We start from the raw sequence: 16,132 nt of genomic DNA on the forward strand, positions 1-16,132 counted from the left end.
CGACGCATAGCTTTTTACATCTGCGTCGAGCTTGTTTATTATCAGCGCAGTATTTTAAAGGTTACTAAGAAATTATTATGCAATTAAAGAAGTGGTTAGTTGCCGTACCATTAGCAATGACATTGCTGACAGGATGTTCGGTATTGGAAAGACTGGTTTATCGTATTGATATCAACCAAGGCAACTATGTAGAACAAAGTGCGGTTGATAAATTAAAGTTTGGGATGACTAAAGCACAGGTTCGCTTCGTATTAGGGTCGCCAATGCTTATTGAAAACGGCTATCCAAACACTTGGTATTACATCTATCATCATACTCCTGGTCATGGCGAACCAGTACAGAAAGATCTGATTGTAAACTTTAATGACCAAGGCACGCTCGCAGACATCAGTGGTGACTTTCCAAAAAGTGACGCATTTTACGAGCAAATTCAGTAAACTGACTTTTGCAAAAAAACCTCCCGTTTGGGAGGTTTTTTATTATATAGAAATCATGTTAGTCAAACTTTGAGTAACTCACATGAGCTATTGGGTTAATATTAATCCTGCTTATTTTTACGTACAGAACTAGGCTTGCCACCGGTGACTGGGTCTGCACTCCCCTCGGTTTTAGCCTGCTCCGCCCGCTTACGGCGAATCTCTTTCGGATCGGCAAGTAACGGACGATAAATCTCTATTCGATCTCGATCTCGAACGGTCGCATCCAACTTCACGTTACGACTAAACACACCCACTTTGTTCTTGGACAAATCAATTTCAGGGTACAACTCCAATACACCGGATTGTCTAATGATCTCTTCTACCGTTGCGTGATTATTTACCACTAAGTTAAATACACGCTGTTCATGAGGAAGAGCATAGACAACCTCAACGTGAATCATATCTGACTCAATACTCATAACACTCGTAGACCTGTTTTGCGCGTTTAGTAAATGCATTTACCATATTACTAGTAAGCTCGTTAAAAATCTTACCGAAGGCCATCTCAATCATTTTACTTGAGAATTCAAACTCAAGCTTTAGTTCAACCTTGCAAGCTTGCTCATCTAGCGCGGTAAAAATCCAACCACCACGCAACGTCTTAAACGGGCCATCCACCAAGTTCATCATAATTGCCTGACCGGGGATCAACTCATTTGAAGTCGTAAACGTTTTGCTGATTCCAGCCTTCGCCACATCGACAGAAGCCACCATACCATTCCCCGAAGACTCAATGATTCTAGAGCCCGAGCAACCAGGCAGAAATTCAGGGTATTTAGCAACATCATTAACCAGATTGAACATCTGTTCGGCGCTAAAAGACACAAGCGCAGAACGGCTGACTTGCTTCATACATACTCCTATCGATACATGTACAGATTTAAAGCTACTCGCCAATTTTACTTTTATTCCACGATTGCGCAAATAAAAGGATTTCCTATCCGATATCCAACCCGTATAATGACGCTATTATGGCAAAGAAAAAAACGAAACAAAAAGCGGGTAGCAATACTATCGCGCTGAATAAAAAAGCTCGCCACGAGTATTTCATCGATGATGAAATCGAAGCTGGCTTGGAGCTCCAAGGTTGGGAAGTGAAAGCCCTTCGCCAAGGTAAAGCCAATATTTCTGAAAGTTACGTATTTATGCGTGACGGTGAAGCCTTTGTGAGTGGCATGACAATCACTCCTTTAAATCAGGCATCGACACACGTTGTGGCGAACCCTACACGTGTGCGTAAACTACTAATGAGTCGTCGTGAGCTGGATAACCTATTCGGACGTGTAAACCGTGAAGGTATGACATTAACGGCCCTCTCACTGTACTGGTCTCGCTCTTGGGTGAAACTAAAAATTGGCGTAGCAAAAGGTAAAAAGCTGCACGATAAACGTACGGATCTAAAAGAAAAAGACTGGGCAAGAGAAAAAGCACGCGTAATGAAGAGCGCGCTGCGTTAATCTTGACCACTTAAACGCATAGTACTGGACAGCCAATGCTTTTCTGTTACTATGCGAATATTACCTGGGGCTGATTTAGGATTCGACGGGAATTCAGAAGTCTGAGGTGCATGCCGAGGTGCGGTAGGCCTCGTTAACAAACCGCAAAAAAATAGTCGCAAACGACGAAAACTACGCACTAGCAGCTTAATAACCTGCTAAGAGCTCTCTCGCCCTAGCTTCCGCACGTAAGACGGGGAACAACGAGGGATCAAACCCAAACGCGCTAGCCCGGATTCTCCCGCCTGAGAGATGAACGGCGAATTTTAATTCAGGCTAGTCATTCATTAGCGTGTCGGTTCGCAGGTGGGTGGCGAAATTAAAGATCGACTAAGCATGTAGTACCAATGATGAACGGTTTTCGGACGCGGGTTCAACTCCCGCCAGCTCCACCAAACGTTTGGAAAGGGAGGTAAATCAATGGTTTACCTCCCTTTTTGTATCTAAATTCGCAAAATGTTGGCTGTTTGTACTAAAACTTGGTACTAAACATGCGCTATCTAAAAATCACACCGAATGGAAACTGGCACTTCAGATATCAGATTCCTCAGAAGTCTCGCCACTTGTTTTCTGACCTTTCTGAGGTTAAAAAGTCGTTTGGAAATTGCGACCGACAACAAGCCATCATTGAATCTCTAAAATTAGAACTCCAAATTCGCATTGCTATCAATACAAACCAACCGTTCTTTGCATCGAAAGATTCATATATAGCACCTGCTAAGCCTGCATTACCTGCAAAAACAGAAAAAGCTCGGCTCTCCTCTTCTACAGATCCATTCACTTGCTTAAAAAAGTACCGAGATTCCAAAAAAGACTTGGTAAGTGAAAAGAGTCTAGATATGGCCTATGCCAAGTGCTCTATTGTCCTGTCTCTTCTTAATATTGAAGACATTAAGGACATCCGTCGCCTACAAGCTGAAGAAGCTCGCGAGCTATTAACTCAGTACCCTGTTAATGCAAAAAAACAAAAACAACTCTCTGGGTTAAACGGGGTGCAAATAATAGAGGCTAATAAAAAACACAACCTACCCACACTTAGTACTGAAAGCGTGAAAGATTACATCCAAAAATGCTCATCATTCTTTGAGTGGTGCTTACAAATGGAACTTACGGACATTAATCCATTTAAAGGTATGAGATTTAAAAAGACCCGCAAAGACAGCGAAGCTAAAAACTCATACAGCCGAACTGACCTCCAAAAGCTCTTTTCCACAGAAATTCACACCGAGAGCAAACACAAACATCCTCACTACTACTGGTTGCCTCTATTAGGCTTGTTCACTGGCGCACGACTCAATGAACTTTGCCAACTCTACAAACAAGATATCTTCAAAAAAGAAGGAGTTTGGGTCATTAGAATCGACGACAAGTTTGAAGGGCAACGGCTCAAAAACAGCAGCAGCCGCAGGCTAGTTCCAATTCACAATAAATTGCTAGAGCTTGGTTTTATCGAGTACATCAACAACCTTAAAGATGAACGTATCTTCCCAGATCTCAAGCAAGAACGTGATGGATTCGGAACCGCAGCTTCAAAATGGTTCGGACGCTTAAAGAGTAAACTGGGTTTTGGGCGTGGTCACGATTTTCATTCATTCCGCCATACAGTAGCCACACAGCTTAAAAATTCAGATATATCGGCGGTAATAGCAGGTGAGTTACTTGGTCATATGCAAAACAACATTACTTATGACCGATACGGGAAAAGCATTAACCTAAGCACGATGGAAAAAGCTATCAATTCACTCGACGTAAGTGCTATTCCAAACGTAGTTCCCTACTCTAAAAGTGCTCTGATACGGAGCTAGATTAAAGATTTGACATCGATTTCATATTAGAATGCAACTAACGTCACTTAAGTTAGAGAAAATATGAACAGCGTCCAAATTGAAGAAAATGTGAAGGATTTAGTCCAAAACATTTCAAACCAATCCTTGTCACGAGATGAGTTTGTTTATGAACTACTTCTAGCCTACGGACACAGAAAGTCCGTCGTTAGTCGAGTAAAGTCGGGTGAACGTAACCTATCAAAAAATGATGGTGAGGTAATCCTTAAGCGTCACCTGTACTTCAAGCCTTGTCAAACCAACCTGTTCGCTGAAGTCGATGAGATTAAAAGAAGCAAAACAGTAGAAACCAACAAGATTCGTTTCGTCGTTGTGACCGACTTCAACCAAATCATTGCGATTGATACAAAGACTCAAGACACTCTTGATATAGAGCTTAATCAACTACCTAAACACTTTGATTTCTTCCTACCTTGGACTGGTATGGAGAAAATGGTTTACCGAGGTGAGAACCCTGCCGACGTAAAAGCGGCTGAGAAAATGGCAGACTTCTTTGATCACATCAAAGAACAAAACTATCCTGCCAATGCACCAAAAGAACAACTACATGAACTAGTAGTCTTTTTGAACCGCCTACTGTTCTGCTTCTTTGCGGAAGACACAAAAATCTTCAGTGAAAACCAATTCACAAACCTGCTCAACCAGCACACATCTGAAGACGGGTCTGATGTAGCTTCTACATTTGAACGGTTGTTCGAGGTCTTAAATACACCAGCTCATCAACGTGGTGACTTACCACAATACCTCAGTCGTTTCCCATATGTAAATGGCGGATTGTTCAAGAAAGATATTGTAATTCCATCTTTTGATGCAAAAGCCCGCCGCATGCTACTCGACTCTGGACAACTAGACTGGGCAGATATTAACCCAGATATTTTTGGTTCGATGATTCAAGGTGTGGCAGACCCAGACACACGAAGTAAGATGGGAATGCACTACACCTCTGTTACTAACATCATGAAAGTTATTGAGCCTTTGTTCCTTAATGATTTCTATAATGAATTCGAAAAGTGCAAAGACAACATCAATAAATTACGCAAACTACAGGTACGTCTGAGTCGCATCAAAATCTTTGATCCAGCTTGTGGCTCTGGCAACTTTTTGATCATTGCATACAAAGAAATTCGTCTACTGGAGATTGAAATTCTCAAGCGTATACGAGAGCTGGAAGGTGAATCAGATTCAGGAGCACTAGGCCTATTTGATGAATCACATTCATCTATTCGTCTTGACCAGTTTCATGGTATTGAACTTGATGACTTTGCCCATGAAATGGCAATTTTATCTTTATGGCTAGTTGAGCATCAGATGAATATGGTGTTTGAAACCGAGTTTGGTTATACCGCAGCAACGCTACCTCTAAAACCTAGCGGGAAAATTTTATCTGGTAATGCAACTACCGTAGATTGGGATTTGGTTTGTCCTTCATCTGATGTAGATGAAGTTTACATTTTGGGTAATCCTCCTTATGTAGGCTCACGATACCAGAATGAAAGCCATAAAACTGATATTAAAAGAGTTTTGGGACACCTTAAGTCTTATAAAAAACTGGACTATATAGCATGTTGGTTCTTTAAGGCAGCACAGTTTTCGCTTAATAAGCAATGTCGCTTTTCATTCGTTACAACTAGCTCCGTTTGTCAAGGTGAGCAAGTTGAGTTGTTTTGGCCTTTTATATATGACCATAGCCTCAAACTAAATTTTGCATATAAGCCGTTTAAATGGACTAACAATGCAAAGAAGAACGCCGGAGTTTCTTGTGTAATTTTAGGATTTGACTCTAACGTCAAGTCTTCGGAAAACACAATTTACGATGAAAACCATATAGCTAAAGTAAAAAACATTAACCCATATTTAATGGCTGGGGATGATACATATGTAGGTAGACGAACAAAGCCGTTGTCAAAAATGCCTTCTATTACCAGTGGAAATAAAGCAACTGATGGTGGGTTTCTTTTGTTATCAACAAGTGAAAAAAATGAGCTGGTTGATAGTTATCCTGAAGCTAAAAGTTTTATACGACAAGTATTTGGGGCTGAGGAGTTCATTAATGCAAAAGAAAGATGGTGTCTCTGGATTAATGATGAAGACCTAGTCAGTGCAAAAAAAATACCCGATATTTATCAACGCATTGAGAATGTTAGACAGACACGACTCAACAGTAAAGATAAAGGCGCTCATAAGCTTGCAGATAAACCACATCAATTTAGAGAGATGAAAGAGGCTGCTGAATACTCACTAATTATACCAACGGTATCATCTGAAAAAAGAAGATATATCCCCATAGGCTACCTTGGCGCTGAGGACGTCGTCATTGCGCCTAATATTGTCGTTTATGACCCTCCGCATTATCTATTTGGAGTGTTATCTAGTCATATGCATATGTTGTGGACAAAAACTGTAGCAGGACAACTCGAATCTAGGATCCGCTACTCATCAGCCTTATGCTACAACAATTTTCCATTGCCAATACTAAACGACAGACAAATAGAAGACATAGCTTCAGCATCCATGGATGTTTTGGAAGCAAGAGCAAATTATCCAGACAAGAAAATTGCTGACCTGTACGACAATAGCCTTATGCCTGATGACTTGCGAGATGCGCATAATCGCCTCGACCTTTTAGTCGAAATGACATTCAGACCCAAGCCTTTCTCTTCAGATGAAGAACGTTTGGAATTTATGTTCGAACAATATAGCGCTATGAAGGATGGTAAATGATGCCTGATTTAGTCCACGTTACCTACGCCCAAACAGGTAAAAGTACCAGTACAAACGAAATGGGGATGCGAGCTATGCAGGCTCGTGCGTTTGAGCAACGTGCAAGTCAATATTTGCTGATTAAAGCTCCGCCTGCTTCTGGTAAATCTCGTGCATTGATGTTTATTGGTTTGGATAAGCTCCATAACCAAGGTGTCGACAAGGTAATTGTTGCTGTGCCTGAACGTTCGATTGGTGGTTCTTTTGGGCATACGGACTTGTCTAAGTTCGGTTTCTTCGCCGATTGGGATATCAATCCACATTACAATCTTTGTACATCTGCGAGTACAACGAGCAAGGTAAAGACTTTCAAAGAATTTCTTGAGAGTGACGAAAAGATACTGATCTGTACGCATGCCACTTTAAGATTTGCTTACCAAGAACTTGAAGACACTGCCTTTGATAATACCTTGCTGGCTATCGATGAGTTCCACCACGTTTCTGCTGATGGCGACAACGTACTTGGTGATGTACTTCGTGCTCTTATTGAGAATAGTACGGCACACATTGTCGCTATGACTGGTTCATACTTCCGAGGTGATAGCGTACCCGTTCTAACACCTGAAGATGAAATGAAGTTTGATAAGGTTTCATTCAACTACTACGAGCAGCTTAATGGCTATCAGTACCTTAAGTCTTTAGGTATTGGTTACCACTTTTACAAGGGTCACTACCTAACGGCAATCGATGAAGTCCTAGATACTGACAAAAAGTCGATTGTGCACATCCCCAACGTCAACTCTGCTGAATCTGGTAGAGAAGATAAATATGACCAAGTGGGAGCGATCCTAGACCTCATCGGAGAGTATGAGTTTACCGATCCAGAAACGGGTGTAATTCATCTTAAGCGTAAGGAGGATGGCAAAATAATCAAAGTTGCTGACCTTGTAGAAGAGCACGAACGTGACAAAATTCAAGCATTTTTACGAGACATAAATGATGTAGATGACATCGATATCATCATAGCTCTAGGTATGGCTAAAGAAGGTTTCGACTGGGCTTTCTGTGAGCATGCCTTAACTGTCGGTTATCGTAACTCTTTGACAGAGATTGTTCAGATCATCGGTCGCTGTACTCGTGATAGTAACAACAAAACTCATGCCCAGTTTACTAATCTGATTGCTGAACCTGATGCAAGCAACGATCAAGTTAACTATGCTGTAAACAACATGCTTAAAGCGATAACTTGCTCCCTTCTAATGGAACAAGTTCTAGCTCCAAACTTTAAATTCAAGGCTAAGAACCCCGGAGATACAGACCCTACCCCTCCGGGTGTGATAAGCATTGGTGGTTTGAAAGAGCCAAGTACAAAGCGCACTAAGCAAATCGTTGAAACAGACTTGGATGATCTAAAAGCATCAATTCTACAAGATGATAACATCGTCAAAGCATCTGCCGCTGGTCACGACCCAGAGGTTATCAATACGGTACTGATTCCAAAATTAATTGAGAAAAAATACCCCGACTTAACTAAAGATGAAGTAGAGGAAATACGCCAACGAGTCGTTGTTGATTCAGCTATTTCTACCTCTGACATCAAAGAAGAAGGCGGTAAAAAGTTCGTAAGAATGGCAGATAAGTTCATCAATATTGATGAGTTACACATTGACCTTATCGATCAGGTTAACCCATTCCAGAAAGCTTTTGAGATCCTGTCAAAATCAGTTAATACCGAAACGCTAAAACTTATTCAAGAATCGATTGAATCAACCCGAATGCAAATGACCCAAGAAGAGGCCATCGCACTATGGCCAAAGGTTCAGGAGTTTGTAAAAGCTAATGGCGGGCGTCACCCAGATATTAACTCTAGAAACGGGCGAGAACGCGAACTAGCGCAGTGTATTATATACCTTCGTCGCCTTGCTCAGGAGCAAGTTGCGGCACAAGGAGCTTCGTAGATGGAAGATTGGCTGAAAGATATCATCTCTAGTGATGATATGGGTATTTTGAAGACAAAACCCAAGTCATCTGCTCCTACAGCGGATGACCATCTATTGACCAAGTTCAAGCAAATCAATGACTTTTTTGATAAGCATGGCAGAGAGCCAAAAGCTAATCGAGGTAATCCAATTGAGCTGATGCGTAGTAAAAGCCTTGAGTCCATCCGCTCCAATGAACAGCACTGCCGAGCACTGGAAGCTCATGATGTTCATAACTTACTACCACGCTTTGAAGAGCCTAAAATTGAATCTCTCGACGACGTTCTTGCGGATGACATACTCGGTATTTTAGATCAACCCGAAGACAGTATTTTCAATCTCAAACACGTAAAGAAAACGTTAGACATGCCAAGCCGTGTGGCAAAACGTAAGAAGTGTGAAGATTTTGAAAGGTATGAACCACTATTTCATCAGTGCCACAATGATCTTAAAGCAGGTGAAAAAGAAGCAGTTCAATTTACTGGTGAGCAACAAATCCAGAAAGGTATGTTCTTTATCTTGCACGGTGTGACCTGTTACGTATCCGACATGGAGGAGAGGAAAAAGACCAACGGTAAGGTTAATGCACGTTTGCACCTGATCTTTGAGAATGGTACTGAATCTGACATGCTTCTTCGCTCGCTCGCTACAGAACTGTACAAAGATGAGACTGGTCGCCGTATCCTAGACAAATCAGATAAAGCCCTAGATGAGTTGTTGAATATCACCCGAGATGACCAAAAATCAGGTTATATCTATATCTTGAAATCTCTAAGTTCTGAACCAGAAATTAGGGATGTAAATAACCTCTTCAAGATTGGTTACTCAACGACCCCAGTAAAGCAACGTATAGCTAACGCTGAGAACGAACCAACATATTTGATGGCTCCAGTTCAACTCGTATCAGAGTTTGAGTGCTACAACATGAAGGCAAACAAGTTCGAGGGATTACTACATACGTTCTTTGGCAATTCGTGTTTGGATGTGAAAGTGGCTGATCACAAAGGTATTGCTCATACACCTAGAGAATGGTTTATTGCACCATTACCTTGTATTAAACAAGCTATCCAGATGCTGATTACAGGAGATATTGTCAATTATCGCTTTGATGCAATTACTCAGAGCATTGTCGAGCGATAAATGAGATACGGGTACCTGTTTGGTACCCGTATTATTCATTCTAATTAGAACTGTATAATTCATCGATAGGAATAGATTCAATCAACTTTTTAGATAGTATCTTAAACATGTGAGACAACCTTTGTTCAAGTTCTTTTTCGGTATCGACCTTTTCTGATTGAGATTCACTAATGTGATAAAAATTAATTGAGCTATTATTTATTTTAAAGAAATTATTAAGATAATTAAACTTTCCCTTTTTCTCTTCAACCTCCAATACTGTAATTATTCCAGCTTTAATACATCCTTCAAAGAATTCTCTTTCGAAACGTTCTTTGAGTTCATATTTTCTTTGTAATTCTAATGCTTGTTCAATAACTGTCATATTTTATTTTAAATATAGTAAATTTATTATCTAATAAAAAGGGGCTTGGGTTCTCCCAACAAGATGGACAATAAAGAAGCGCAGCGATTTGTCCTATCTTGAACCCTTCCTACTCATTACGTATTTGAATAATGGTATTAGCATTATTATAATTAAATAAAAATGAATAATTGGACATTAATAACACAGCCAGTTAGATGGCAAAGCAAAGGATTATTTTTGAGAGAAAGATATTTAACATCATCAACTCATAGTAATCATAGGTATACGGAAAAAATAATTAACATTGTTGGAGATCAGCGAACTACAAAAAGAATTGCTTTGATGGGGGAGCAATTTAACCTTAGACGAACGATAAATAATACCAGAGGTCGAAGGTTAGAATCATATGCTATGGAATTTTGCCTCACGCTACCTAAAGAATACCGACCAGATCCTGAAAAATGGATAAAAGTCGTAAATGATATATGCTATTACACTTGTAAGTATTGCAAGCTAACGCCTGAAGAATTTAAACGATTTAAATCTTGTATTAGAGCAGTACTGCACCAACAAGATCAGAGTGTAAAGGGCGGGACAGGTGATCATATCCATTTAATTATACCTAAAGTGGTATTTGATGGTGAAAATTTTAAAATCCTCAAAGAGCTACAACGTAAACAGTATACAAAAATAATAAAGAATATTTATACATCCTCTGTAATAAAACACTTTGGTTATAACTTAAGTGATTACTCTCCAAAAAATAAAAATTCCGGAAAAAGGTTAGAAACTTGGAAAGCAATCAAAAACGATCTTGATAGTAGTATCATCAAAAACAAAAGCTTAATACGTATAATTCAACAGATGGAAAAATGGTTTTTGGCATTTGAAGAAAATAATGAAAAACAAATGAAAAGACAGTTTAATAGAATTAAAAAGTCATACCTTGAACACATTAATCAAGGAGATGAAAACCAAATACCTGATAAATATTTTGAGTCTATAAGAAAAATAGAAAAACTGTCTCAAAGAAGAATAAGATAAATTATCCTCCCCCTGCAAAACCTACATTAGATAGGTAATGCAGGTTTTGCAGGTAATGCTGATAGCCTTAAATTAACAGAAATCAGGATGTACTAAGTATTGTTTCTTCGGAATTGTAACTTGTTGAATATAGCCTTGTTCCTCAAGATTTTCTAAAGCACGGTTCCTGTCTTTAGCGCTTGTTAAATACTTCCAATCCTTTTGCCCTAATTGTTGCTTAGTAAATGCCCCACCAAGTTTAGGTAACTTCTCAATTAAAGCCTCGACGCTAACATCACTGTTACTATCATCTGATATCGATATAATCTTTTTATAATGTGATTTTAGATAACTTAACCATTCTAATGCCATTTTGAGACAGATAGGGTTAATGTTTAATATTGGACGATAGTCATTACCTACACATTTCTCTGCTTCTATACAAAGATGGAAAACTAATGATAACTTCGCAACCATAGCCGGATACTTACTGGCCATAGCTTGTTCATCACAGCTTAAATCACCTAAAGATTCATGGAAGTCAATTGACCAGCTATCCCACATTTTTTGAGCTTCTTCATCAAAATCAAAGTTTTGTGGCTCTCTGTCTCCTAGTTGGGCTAGGAGCATAAAAATGCTGTTTAGTCTTTCACTATTTTCTGGAGAGATCGCTATATCTGTATATGTAGGTTTCTTTTGATTAGGAAATACTGACAACTGAAATCTCTCGAAAAAGCCATCATCCTCGTGGCCAGATTTACGGCCTTTCAAAATTGGCCTTAGTTTCTTAGGCTGAAGTCCCCCGAGCAAATTAGTATGTACACAATCGATGGTAATTTTTTCTCGACCAATTCTCTCTTGCGTATAAGAGCCTGAAGCATTAAAACCTTCTAAAAGAAGTGAGCGCTCTTGCTCTCGCCCTTGTTTATTCATCGATGCAAAAATTCCAGAAATTTCATCTCTTACCAGTAAAACTCCCAGTGGATTGGACTTAAGTTTTACGATTAAGGCTTCAGGAGTGGCATCCGTTACTATAATCTCTCGCTCCGCAATATGAAGGGTTCGTAAAGCAGACAACTCCTCTGTAATACTTTCACCTCTTTTATCATCTCCTGATTCAAAAGCCGCCTTTGCCAACGATTTCAATTCCTCCTTCTTTTTTTCAATAATTTCGTTGTGAATAATTTGTTTATTAATATTTTTTAGGTTGTTTATATCTATGTATTTTTTTTGAGCATTGCGTAAAGGTTCTAGCCCTTTGCTTAGCATTGGAGTTTTATAGGTGGAAGGATCCCCAATAATCATTGCCCAAAGAGTCGGCTTTAGTTTCCATGTTTTATCATTAGCTTTTGGAGTAATAAGAGCCGAACCGCCTATAAGACTAGCTGCCGATACAACAAGAGATACAGCCAAGTAATCTGGTTTAGCGTCATTGATTGCCAACGCTTCTTCAAAGGCATAATTACTGAACGCTATTGGTAACATTGATTTTTTCATTTCTTCTACTGAAAAATCATAATCATCAACTGGCCTTATCTCACTCCAAATTACCTGTTCGTTGTTAAGTGGAACATTATTAATTTCAATTTCATTAACGAAAACTTTTTTAACCTTAGAGAAAAACACTCTTAATTCCTTACTTATTTAAAGATGCAACTTACCTTAGGAGTTCCACCTAGTAATTTAAAAACTGATATTAACTATTAACTATTAACTATTAACTATTAAAAAATTTAATTATTGATAAAACAAAGTTATCACTAGCTATAGGATAAACTCTTTTAAGGCTTTTTATATATTTGCTTGTGTTTTTATCTAGTATTTTCTTTTTGTCTTTTAATGAATAATCTTTACCATATCTCTCATAAGCAACACTATCATAACCATGGCCAGTTATTTCAGATGCTATACATAACTTCACACCATTTTGTTTTAGTTTGTTTATGAGATAATGTCTAAATGAATGAAAGTTATAACTACTATCATAACCCCAATCAGATTTCTTCTCACTAAACCATCTTGAAACATATCGACTATAATTGTTCTTTTTACACCATCGCAATTCTTTAAATAATTGCCCTTCATCGATAGAGCTTACAAAGTCAAGGAAACCAAGCTGTATCAGCTTTTTAGGTATGGGTATTTTCCTTATTGAGTTTTTGTTTTTTACTCTTTGCCCATCCCCACCAGCGTTAATATATATAGCCCAAACTCCGTCTTCTAATACTATATCTCTTTTGAACAATTGAGCAATCTCATTTTGTCTCATCCCCATTAAAACTGCTATTATAGGTACCCAGTACTTATAGGATTTACAATAAATTTTATCACTAAAAATATCATCAGAAAATATAATCCTGAGATCCTCATCTGAATACGCATTCCTCTTAAGGTTGTCTTTGTCTTTCACCACTATCGGCTTAAGATTTTTTAAAAAATTAATTTTCAAATAACCATAATCAACTAACCATTCAAAGTAAGATTTCAAATATCCAAGTCTTTTGTTAGCAGTTGAGATAGTAATTGTTTTATAGTCAACAAAATTATCATTAAAAAAATAAGATAGCCTTTTATTTTTATTAATAAATTTTACCTTTCTAGTATCCGGCATTCTATATATCTTATAATACACATCTAGGGCATCGTTTTTAGTCCACTTATTTATTTTCTTATCTATTATAGATACCATTTTACAAATCATGTTCATCTGATCTTCTATTGTTTTAATTGATACTCTCTTATGCTCCTTGTACTTACAGAACTCATAGAGTATTTTAAATTCTTTGAATCCGATAAAATCTCTATATTTACTATATAGAGATTTAAAATCGCCTATATTTTCAGAAAGGATCTCAGCCACTAAATAAAACTCCATTGAACAGAATTACTCTCTTCTGCTTTCTGGTTCTCAATCTAATGATTTATAAAAATAAAATCAACATACCCAATTACATATGAAAATATTTTATTGACTATATTTTAAATTTATGCATCATCAAGATGCACTAACATATAAATAAGTATTCTCTTTCTTACGATAATATGAAAATGAGTATTTCATTTTTCCACTAATATAAATATGAGTATTCCTCAATGCACTAATATAAATAAAAGTATTTTTCGCTCAACTTTTAGTCTCTTACCAAAAGGTAGTAAAATTTAGGTTGTGGAAAATATAATTAAAAAAATACAAAGCGTGATCAAGCTAACATAAATGAATATTCAATAGCAGGCTAGATCTTAAGGCTCGTATTTCTATATAGCTGGAAAAGACAAAATCGGCATATAGGTAGTCGGTTAATCGTCGAATGACGTAACAAGGGAGTTGAACAGGCGTCCGTTGCTGCCTTAGGGAAGAAGTAATCATAAACTCTCAGGGCATAAGCATAATGAATATTGTAATCGGCTTAATCGTCATCTACTATTAGGTACTAAAGTTGATAAAAACACAAACAAACAGCAAATTAACTACCTGATTTTAAATACAAAAATATAAAATTGTTCAGCCTCCCGCCAGCTCCACCAAACGTTTGGAAAAGGCCACCTTCGGGTGGCCTTTTTTGTATCCAAAAAGCTTATAACTCAATTAGTTACCCTGATTTTCTGTCTTATACCGTCTCATCGCGTCTCATACCTGCTCACGTTTTTAGTACCCAATGAATTACCCTATACTCGTATCCAAGATATTTTTGGGTACTAAATCGAGTATAAAGAAATGGCAAGACGCGTAGTTCCACTAACAGATAAAAAAGTAAAAAGCCTTAAACCCACTGGCAAAGAGACAATCGCCAGTGATGGGAAAGGACTTCAGCTTAGAATAATACCAAATGGAACTAAGTCTTGGCGTTTTGTATATAAGAGTCCTGCTACGCGAAAACGTAGTAATATGACCTTAGGCAAATACCCAGAACTATCGATAGCTAATGCGCGGAAAATAGTAGAAGGCTACCGTGAGCTCGTTGCACTAGAAATCGATCCAAAACACCACAGAAAAGAAGAGAAGGAAAAAAGCGAGGCTATACATCAGCACACACTATTCAATGTTTCACAGAAGTGGATGGAACTGAAGAGAACAGAAGTCACCGAAGACTACGCGAAGGATATCTGGCGCTCATTTGAGCTTCATGTTTTCCCTACTTTAAGCTCACAACCTATATCTATGATTACAGCACAGTCCGTAATCGAAACTCTAAAGGTAGTAGAAGCTAAAGGTTCGCGGGAAACGGTTAAACGTCTAACACAACGCTTAAATGAAGTTATGGTCTATGCGATGAACTGCGGACTACTGCAAGCAAATCCGATTAGCAACATCCTAGCTGCTTTTAAAAAGCCCATAACACAAAATATGAAGAAGCTCGAATCAAACGAACTTCCCGATCTAATGAATGCCCTAGCGAACGCAAGCATTAAACGCTCTACACGTTGTCTTATTGAGTTTCAACTTCATACTATGACGAGGCCAAATGAGGCAGCTGGAGCGAAATGGGACGAGTTTGACTTGCTAGAGCGCGTGTGGACTATTCCGAAAGAAAGAATGAAAAAACGAAAGGAGCATCGCATACCTCTAACTCAAGAAGTAGTTAACCTTTTAAAAACAATGAGGTCAATGAGCGCAAATAGCGAGTATGTCTTCCCATCAATTAAAGATCCAAAAAAACCAATGCATAGCCAAACCGCAAATATGGCACTTAAACGAATGGGTTTTAAGGATCGCTTGGTATCTCACGGAATGAGAGCAATGGCTAGTACCATACTCAATGAAAATGGCCATGACTTCGTTTTGGTCGAAGCTGCGCTTGCTCATACCTTTGGTAACAAAACGCTACGCTCATATAATCGCACGGACTATTTAGAACGACGAGTACCAATGATGGATTGGTGGAGCGAACATATTATTAAAGCTTCTAATGGCTCTCTATCGATGGCTATGGCTTCCTAGCACTTATGAGCTAAATATCACCGGATGTTCTTTGAATCATTTCTATACTGGCTTACCAACACATTTCTAGGTAGAGATGAGTTGATTCATTATGTCATAGATATCGTTCAATCTATGAATGACTCGAAAACTAGGATACTAGTATGTCGTTAAACATAACGAATTTGAGCTGGTAAACAAAAAAAG

General features: G+C 38.4%; 13 protein-coding genes and 1 other RNA gene. 9 read left to right on the forward strand and 5 right to left on the reverse strand.

Translation table 11 applies throughout. The features are described 5' to 3' along the window. Positions 1-77: 77 nt before the first annotated feature. Positions 78-437, forward strand: a complete 360-nt coding sequence (gene bamE / locus R8N28_RS20690; RefSeq protein WP_017820585.1) for an outer membrane protein assembly factor BamE — start codon at positions 78-80, stop codon at positions 435-437. 101 nt (positions 438-538) lie between these two features. On the opposite strand, the gene R8N28_RS20695 is transcribed toward bamE, so the two are convergent. Then, positions 539-898 (reverse strand): RnfH family protein, encoded by a 360-nt coding sequence (locus tag R8N28_RS20695; RefSeq protein ID WP_025768875.1) that lies wholly within the window; start codon positions 896-898, stop codon positions 539-541. Then, a complete protein-coding gene (locus R8N28_RS20700) occupies positions 888-1,331 on the reverse strand; it encodes an SRPBCC family protein (RefSeq protein WP_005381641.1) in 444 nt (147 codons plus the stop codon). Before R8N28_RS20700 ends, R8N28_RS20695 begins: the two co-directional genes overlap by 11 nt. Before the next feature lie 119 nt (positions 1,332-1,450). Between R8N28_RS20700 and smpB the strand changes: the two genes are divergently transcribed. The 6 genes from smpB (at position 1,451) to R8N28_RS20730 (ending at position 9,638) form a co-directional block, all read left to right on the forward strand. Next, entirely contained in the window at positions 1,451-1,936 is a 486-nt protein-coding gene (smpB, locus tag R8N28_RS20705) for an SsrA-binding protein SmpB (RefSeq protein ID WP_005381642.1), read from the forward strand. A gap of 66 nt (positions 1,937-2,002) precedes the next feature. Continuing rightward, positions 2,003-2,370: a transfer-messenger RNA gene (ssrA, locus tag R8N28_RS20710) on the forward strand. A 96-nt stretch (positions 2,371-2,466) separates the two neighbouring features. Continuing rightward, the gene (locus R8N28_RS20715) at positions 2,467-3,780 is read left to right on the forward strand and encodes a site-specific integrase (protein ID WP_213869522.1); all 1,314 of its coding nucleotides are present in this window, start codon (positions 2,467-2,469) and stop codon (positions 3,778-3,780) included. Positions 3,781-3,843: 63 nt separating this feature from the next. Next, positions 3,844-6,540, forward strand: a complete 2,697-nt coding sequence (locus R8N28_RS20720) for a DNA methyltransferase (protein ID WP_213869523.1) — start codon at positions 3,844-3,846, stop codon at positions 6,538-6,540. Continuing rightward, a complete protein-coding gene (locus R8N28_RS20725; protein WP_213869524.1) occupies positions 6,537-8,477 on the forward strand; it encodes a DEAD/DEAH box helicase in 1,941 nt (646 codons plus the stop codon). The genes R8N28_RS20720 and R8N28_RS20725 overlap by 4 nt, the downstream gene beginning before the upstream one ends. Further along, the gene (locus R8N28_RS20730) at positions 8,478-9,638 is read left to right on the forward strand and encodes a GIY-YIG nuclease family protein (RefSeq protein ID WP_213869525.1); all 1,161 of its coding nucleotides are present in this window, start codon (positions 8,478-8,480) and stop codon (positions 9,636-9,638) included. A gap of 40 nt (positions 9,639-9,678) precedes the next feature. Here the strand turns inward: R8N28_RS20730 and R8N28_RS20735 are convergent, their stop codons facing one another. After that, complete coding sequence (locus R8N28_RS20735; protein WP_213869526.1) at positions 9,679-10,002, reverse strand: hypothetical protein; 324 nt, start codon at positions 10,000-10,002, stop codon at positions 9,679-9,681. A 162-nt stretch (positions 10,003-10,164) separates the two neighbouring features. Between R8N28_RS20735 and R8N28_RS20740 the strand changes: the two genes are divergently transcribed. Continuing rightward, entirely contained in the window at positions 10,165-11,028 is an 864-nt protein-coding gene (locus tag R8N28_RS20740; RefSeq protein WP_213869527.1) for a hypothetical protein, read from the forward strand. A 72-nt stretch (positions 11,029-11,100) separates the two neighbouring features. Here R8N28_RS20740 and R8N28_RS20745 read toward each other — a convergent pair whose 3' ends face one another. Both R8N28_RS20745 and R8N28_RS20750 read right to left on the reverse strand, forming a co-directional pair. Next, positions 11,101-12,633, reverse strand: coding sequence for a DUF3987 domain-containing protein (locus tag R8N28_RS20745; RefSeq protein ID WP_318183404.1), 1,533 nt, complete (start codon positions 12,631-12,633; stop codon positions 11,101-11,103). Between the two features lie 91 nt (positions 12,634-12,724). Then, positions 12,725-13,867: a site-specific integrase gene (locus R8N28_RS20750; RefSeq protein WP_213869529.1), complete on the reverse strand. Its 1,143-nt coding sequence runs from the start codon at positions 13,865-13,867 to the stop codon at positions 12,725-12,727. Positions 13,868-14,722: 855 nt separating this feature from the next. Here R8N28_RS20750 and R8N28_RS20755 point away from each other — a divergent pair. Further along, on the forward strand, positions 14,723-15,946 hold the full coding sequence (locus R8N28_RS20755) for a tyrosine-type recombinase/integrase (RefSeq protein WP_318183405.1): 1,224 nt from the start codon (positions 14,723-14,725) through the stop codon (positions 15,944-15,946). The last annotated feature ends 186 nt before the right edge of the window (positions 15,947-16,132 follow it).

The sequence above is a fragment of the Vibrio sp. Vb1554 genome (assembly GCF_033344235.1).

Excerpts from the sequence above, each read along its gene's own strand:
- bamE (WP_017820585.1), top strand. The coding sequence starts at position 78 with ATGCAATTAAAGAAGTGGTTAGTTGCCGTACCATTAGCAATGACATTG.
- R8N28_RS20695 (WP_025768875.1), bottom strand. The coding sequence starts at position 898 with ATGAGTATTGAGTCAGATATGATTCACGTTGAGGTTGTCTATGCTCTT.
- R8N28_RS20700 (WP_005381641.1), bottom strand. The coding sequence starts at position 1,331 with ATGAAGCAAGTCAGCCGTTCTGCGCTTGTGTCTTTTAGCGCCGAACAG.
- smpB (WP_005381642.1), top strand. The coding sequence starts at position 1,451 with ATGGCAAAGAAAAAAACGAAACAAAAAGCGGGTAGCAATACTATCGCG.
- R8N28_RS20715 (WP_213869522.1), top strand. The coding sequence starts at position 2,467 with ATGCGCTATCTAAAAATCACACCGAATGGAAACTGGCACTTCAGATAT.
- R8N28_RS20720 (WP_213869523.1), top strand. The coding sequence starts at position 3,844 with ATGAACAGCGTCCAAATTGAAGAAAATGTGAAGGATTTAGTCCAAAAC.
- R8N28_RS20725 (WP_213869524.1), top strand. The coding sequence starts at position 6,537 with ATGATGCCTGATTTAGTCCACGTTACCTACGCCCAAACAGGTAAAAGT.
- R8N28_RS20730 (WP_213869525.1), top strand. The coding sequence starts at position 8,478 with ATGGAAGATTGGCTGAAAGATATCATCTCTAGTGATGATATGGGTATT.
- R8N28_RS20735 (WP_213869526.1), bottom strand. The coding sequence starts at position 10,002 with ATGACAGTTATTGAACAAGCATTAGAATTACAAAGAAAATATGAACTC.
- R8N28_RS20740 (WP_213869527.1), top strand. The coding sequence starts at position 10,165 with ATGAATAATTGGACATTAATAACACAGCCAGTTAGATGGCAAAGCAAA.
- R8N28_RS20755 (WP_318183405.1), top strand. The coding sequence starts at position 14,723 with ATGGCAAGACGCGTAGTTCCACTAACAGATAAAAAAGTAAAAAGCCTT.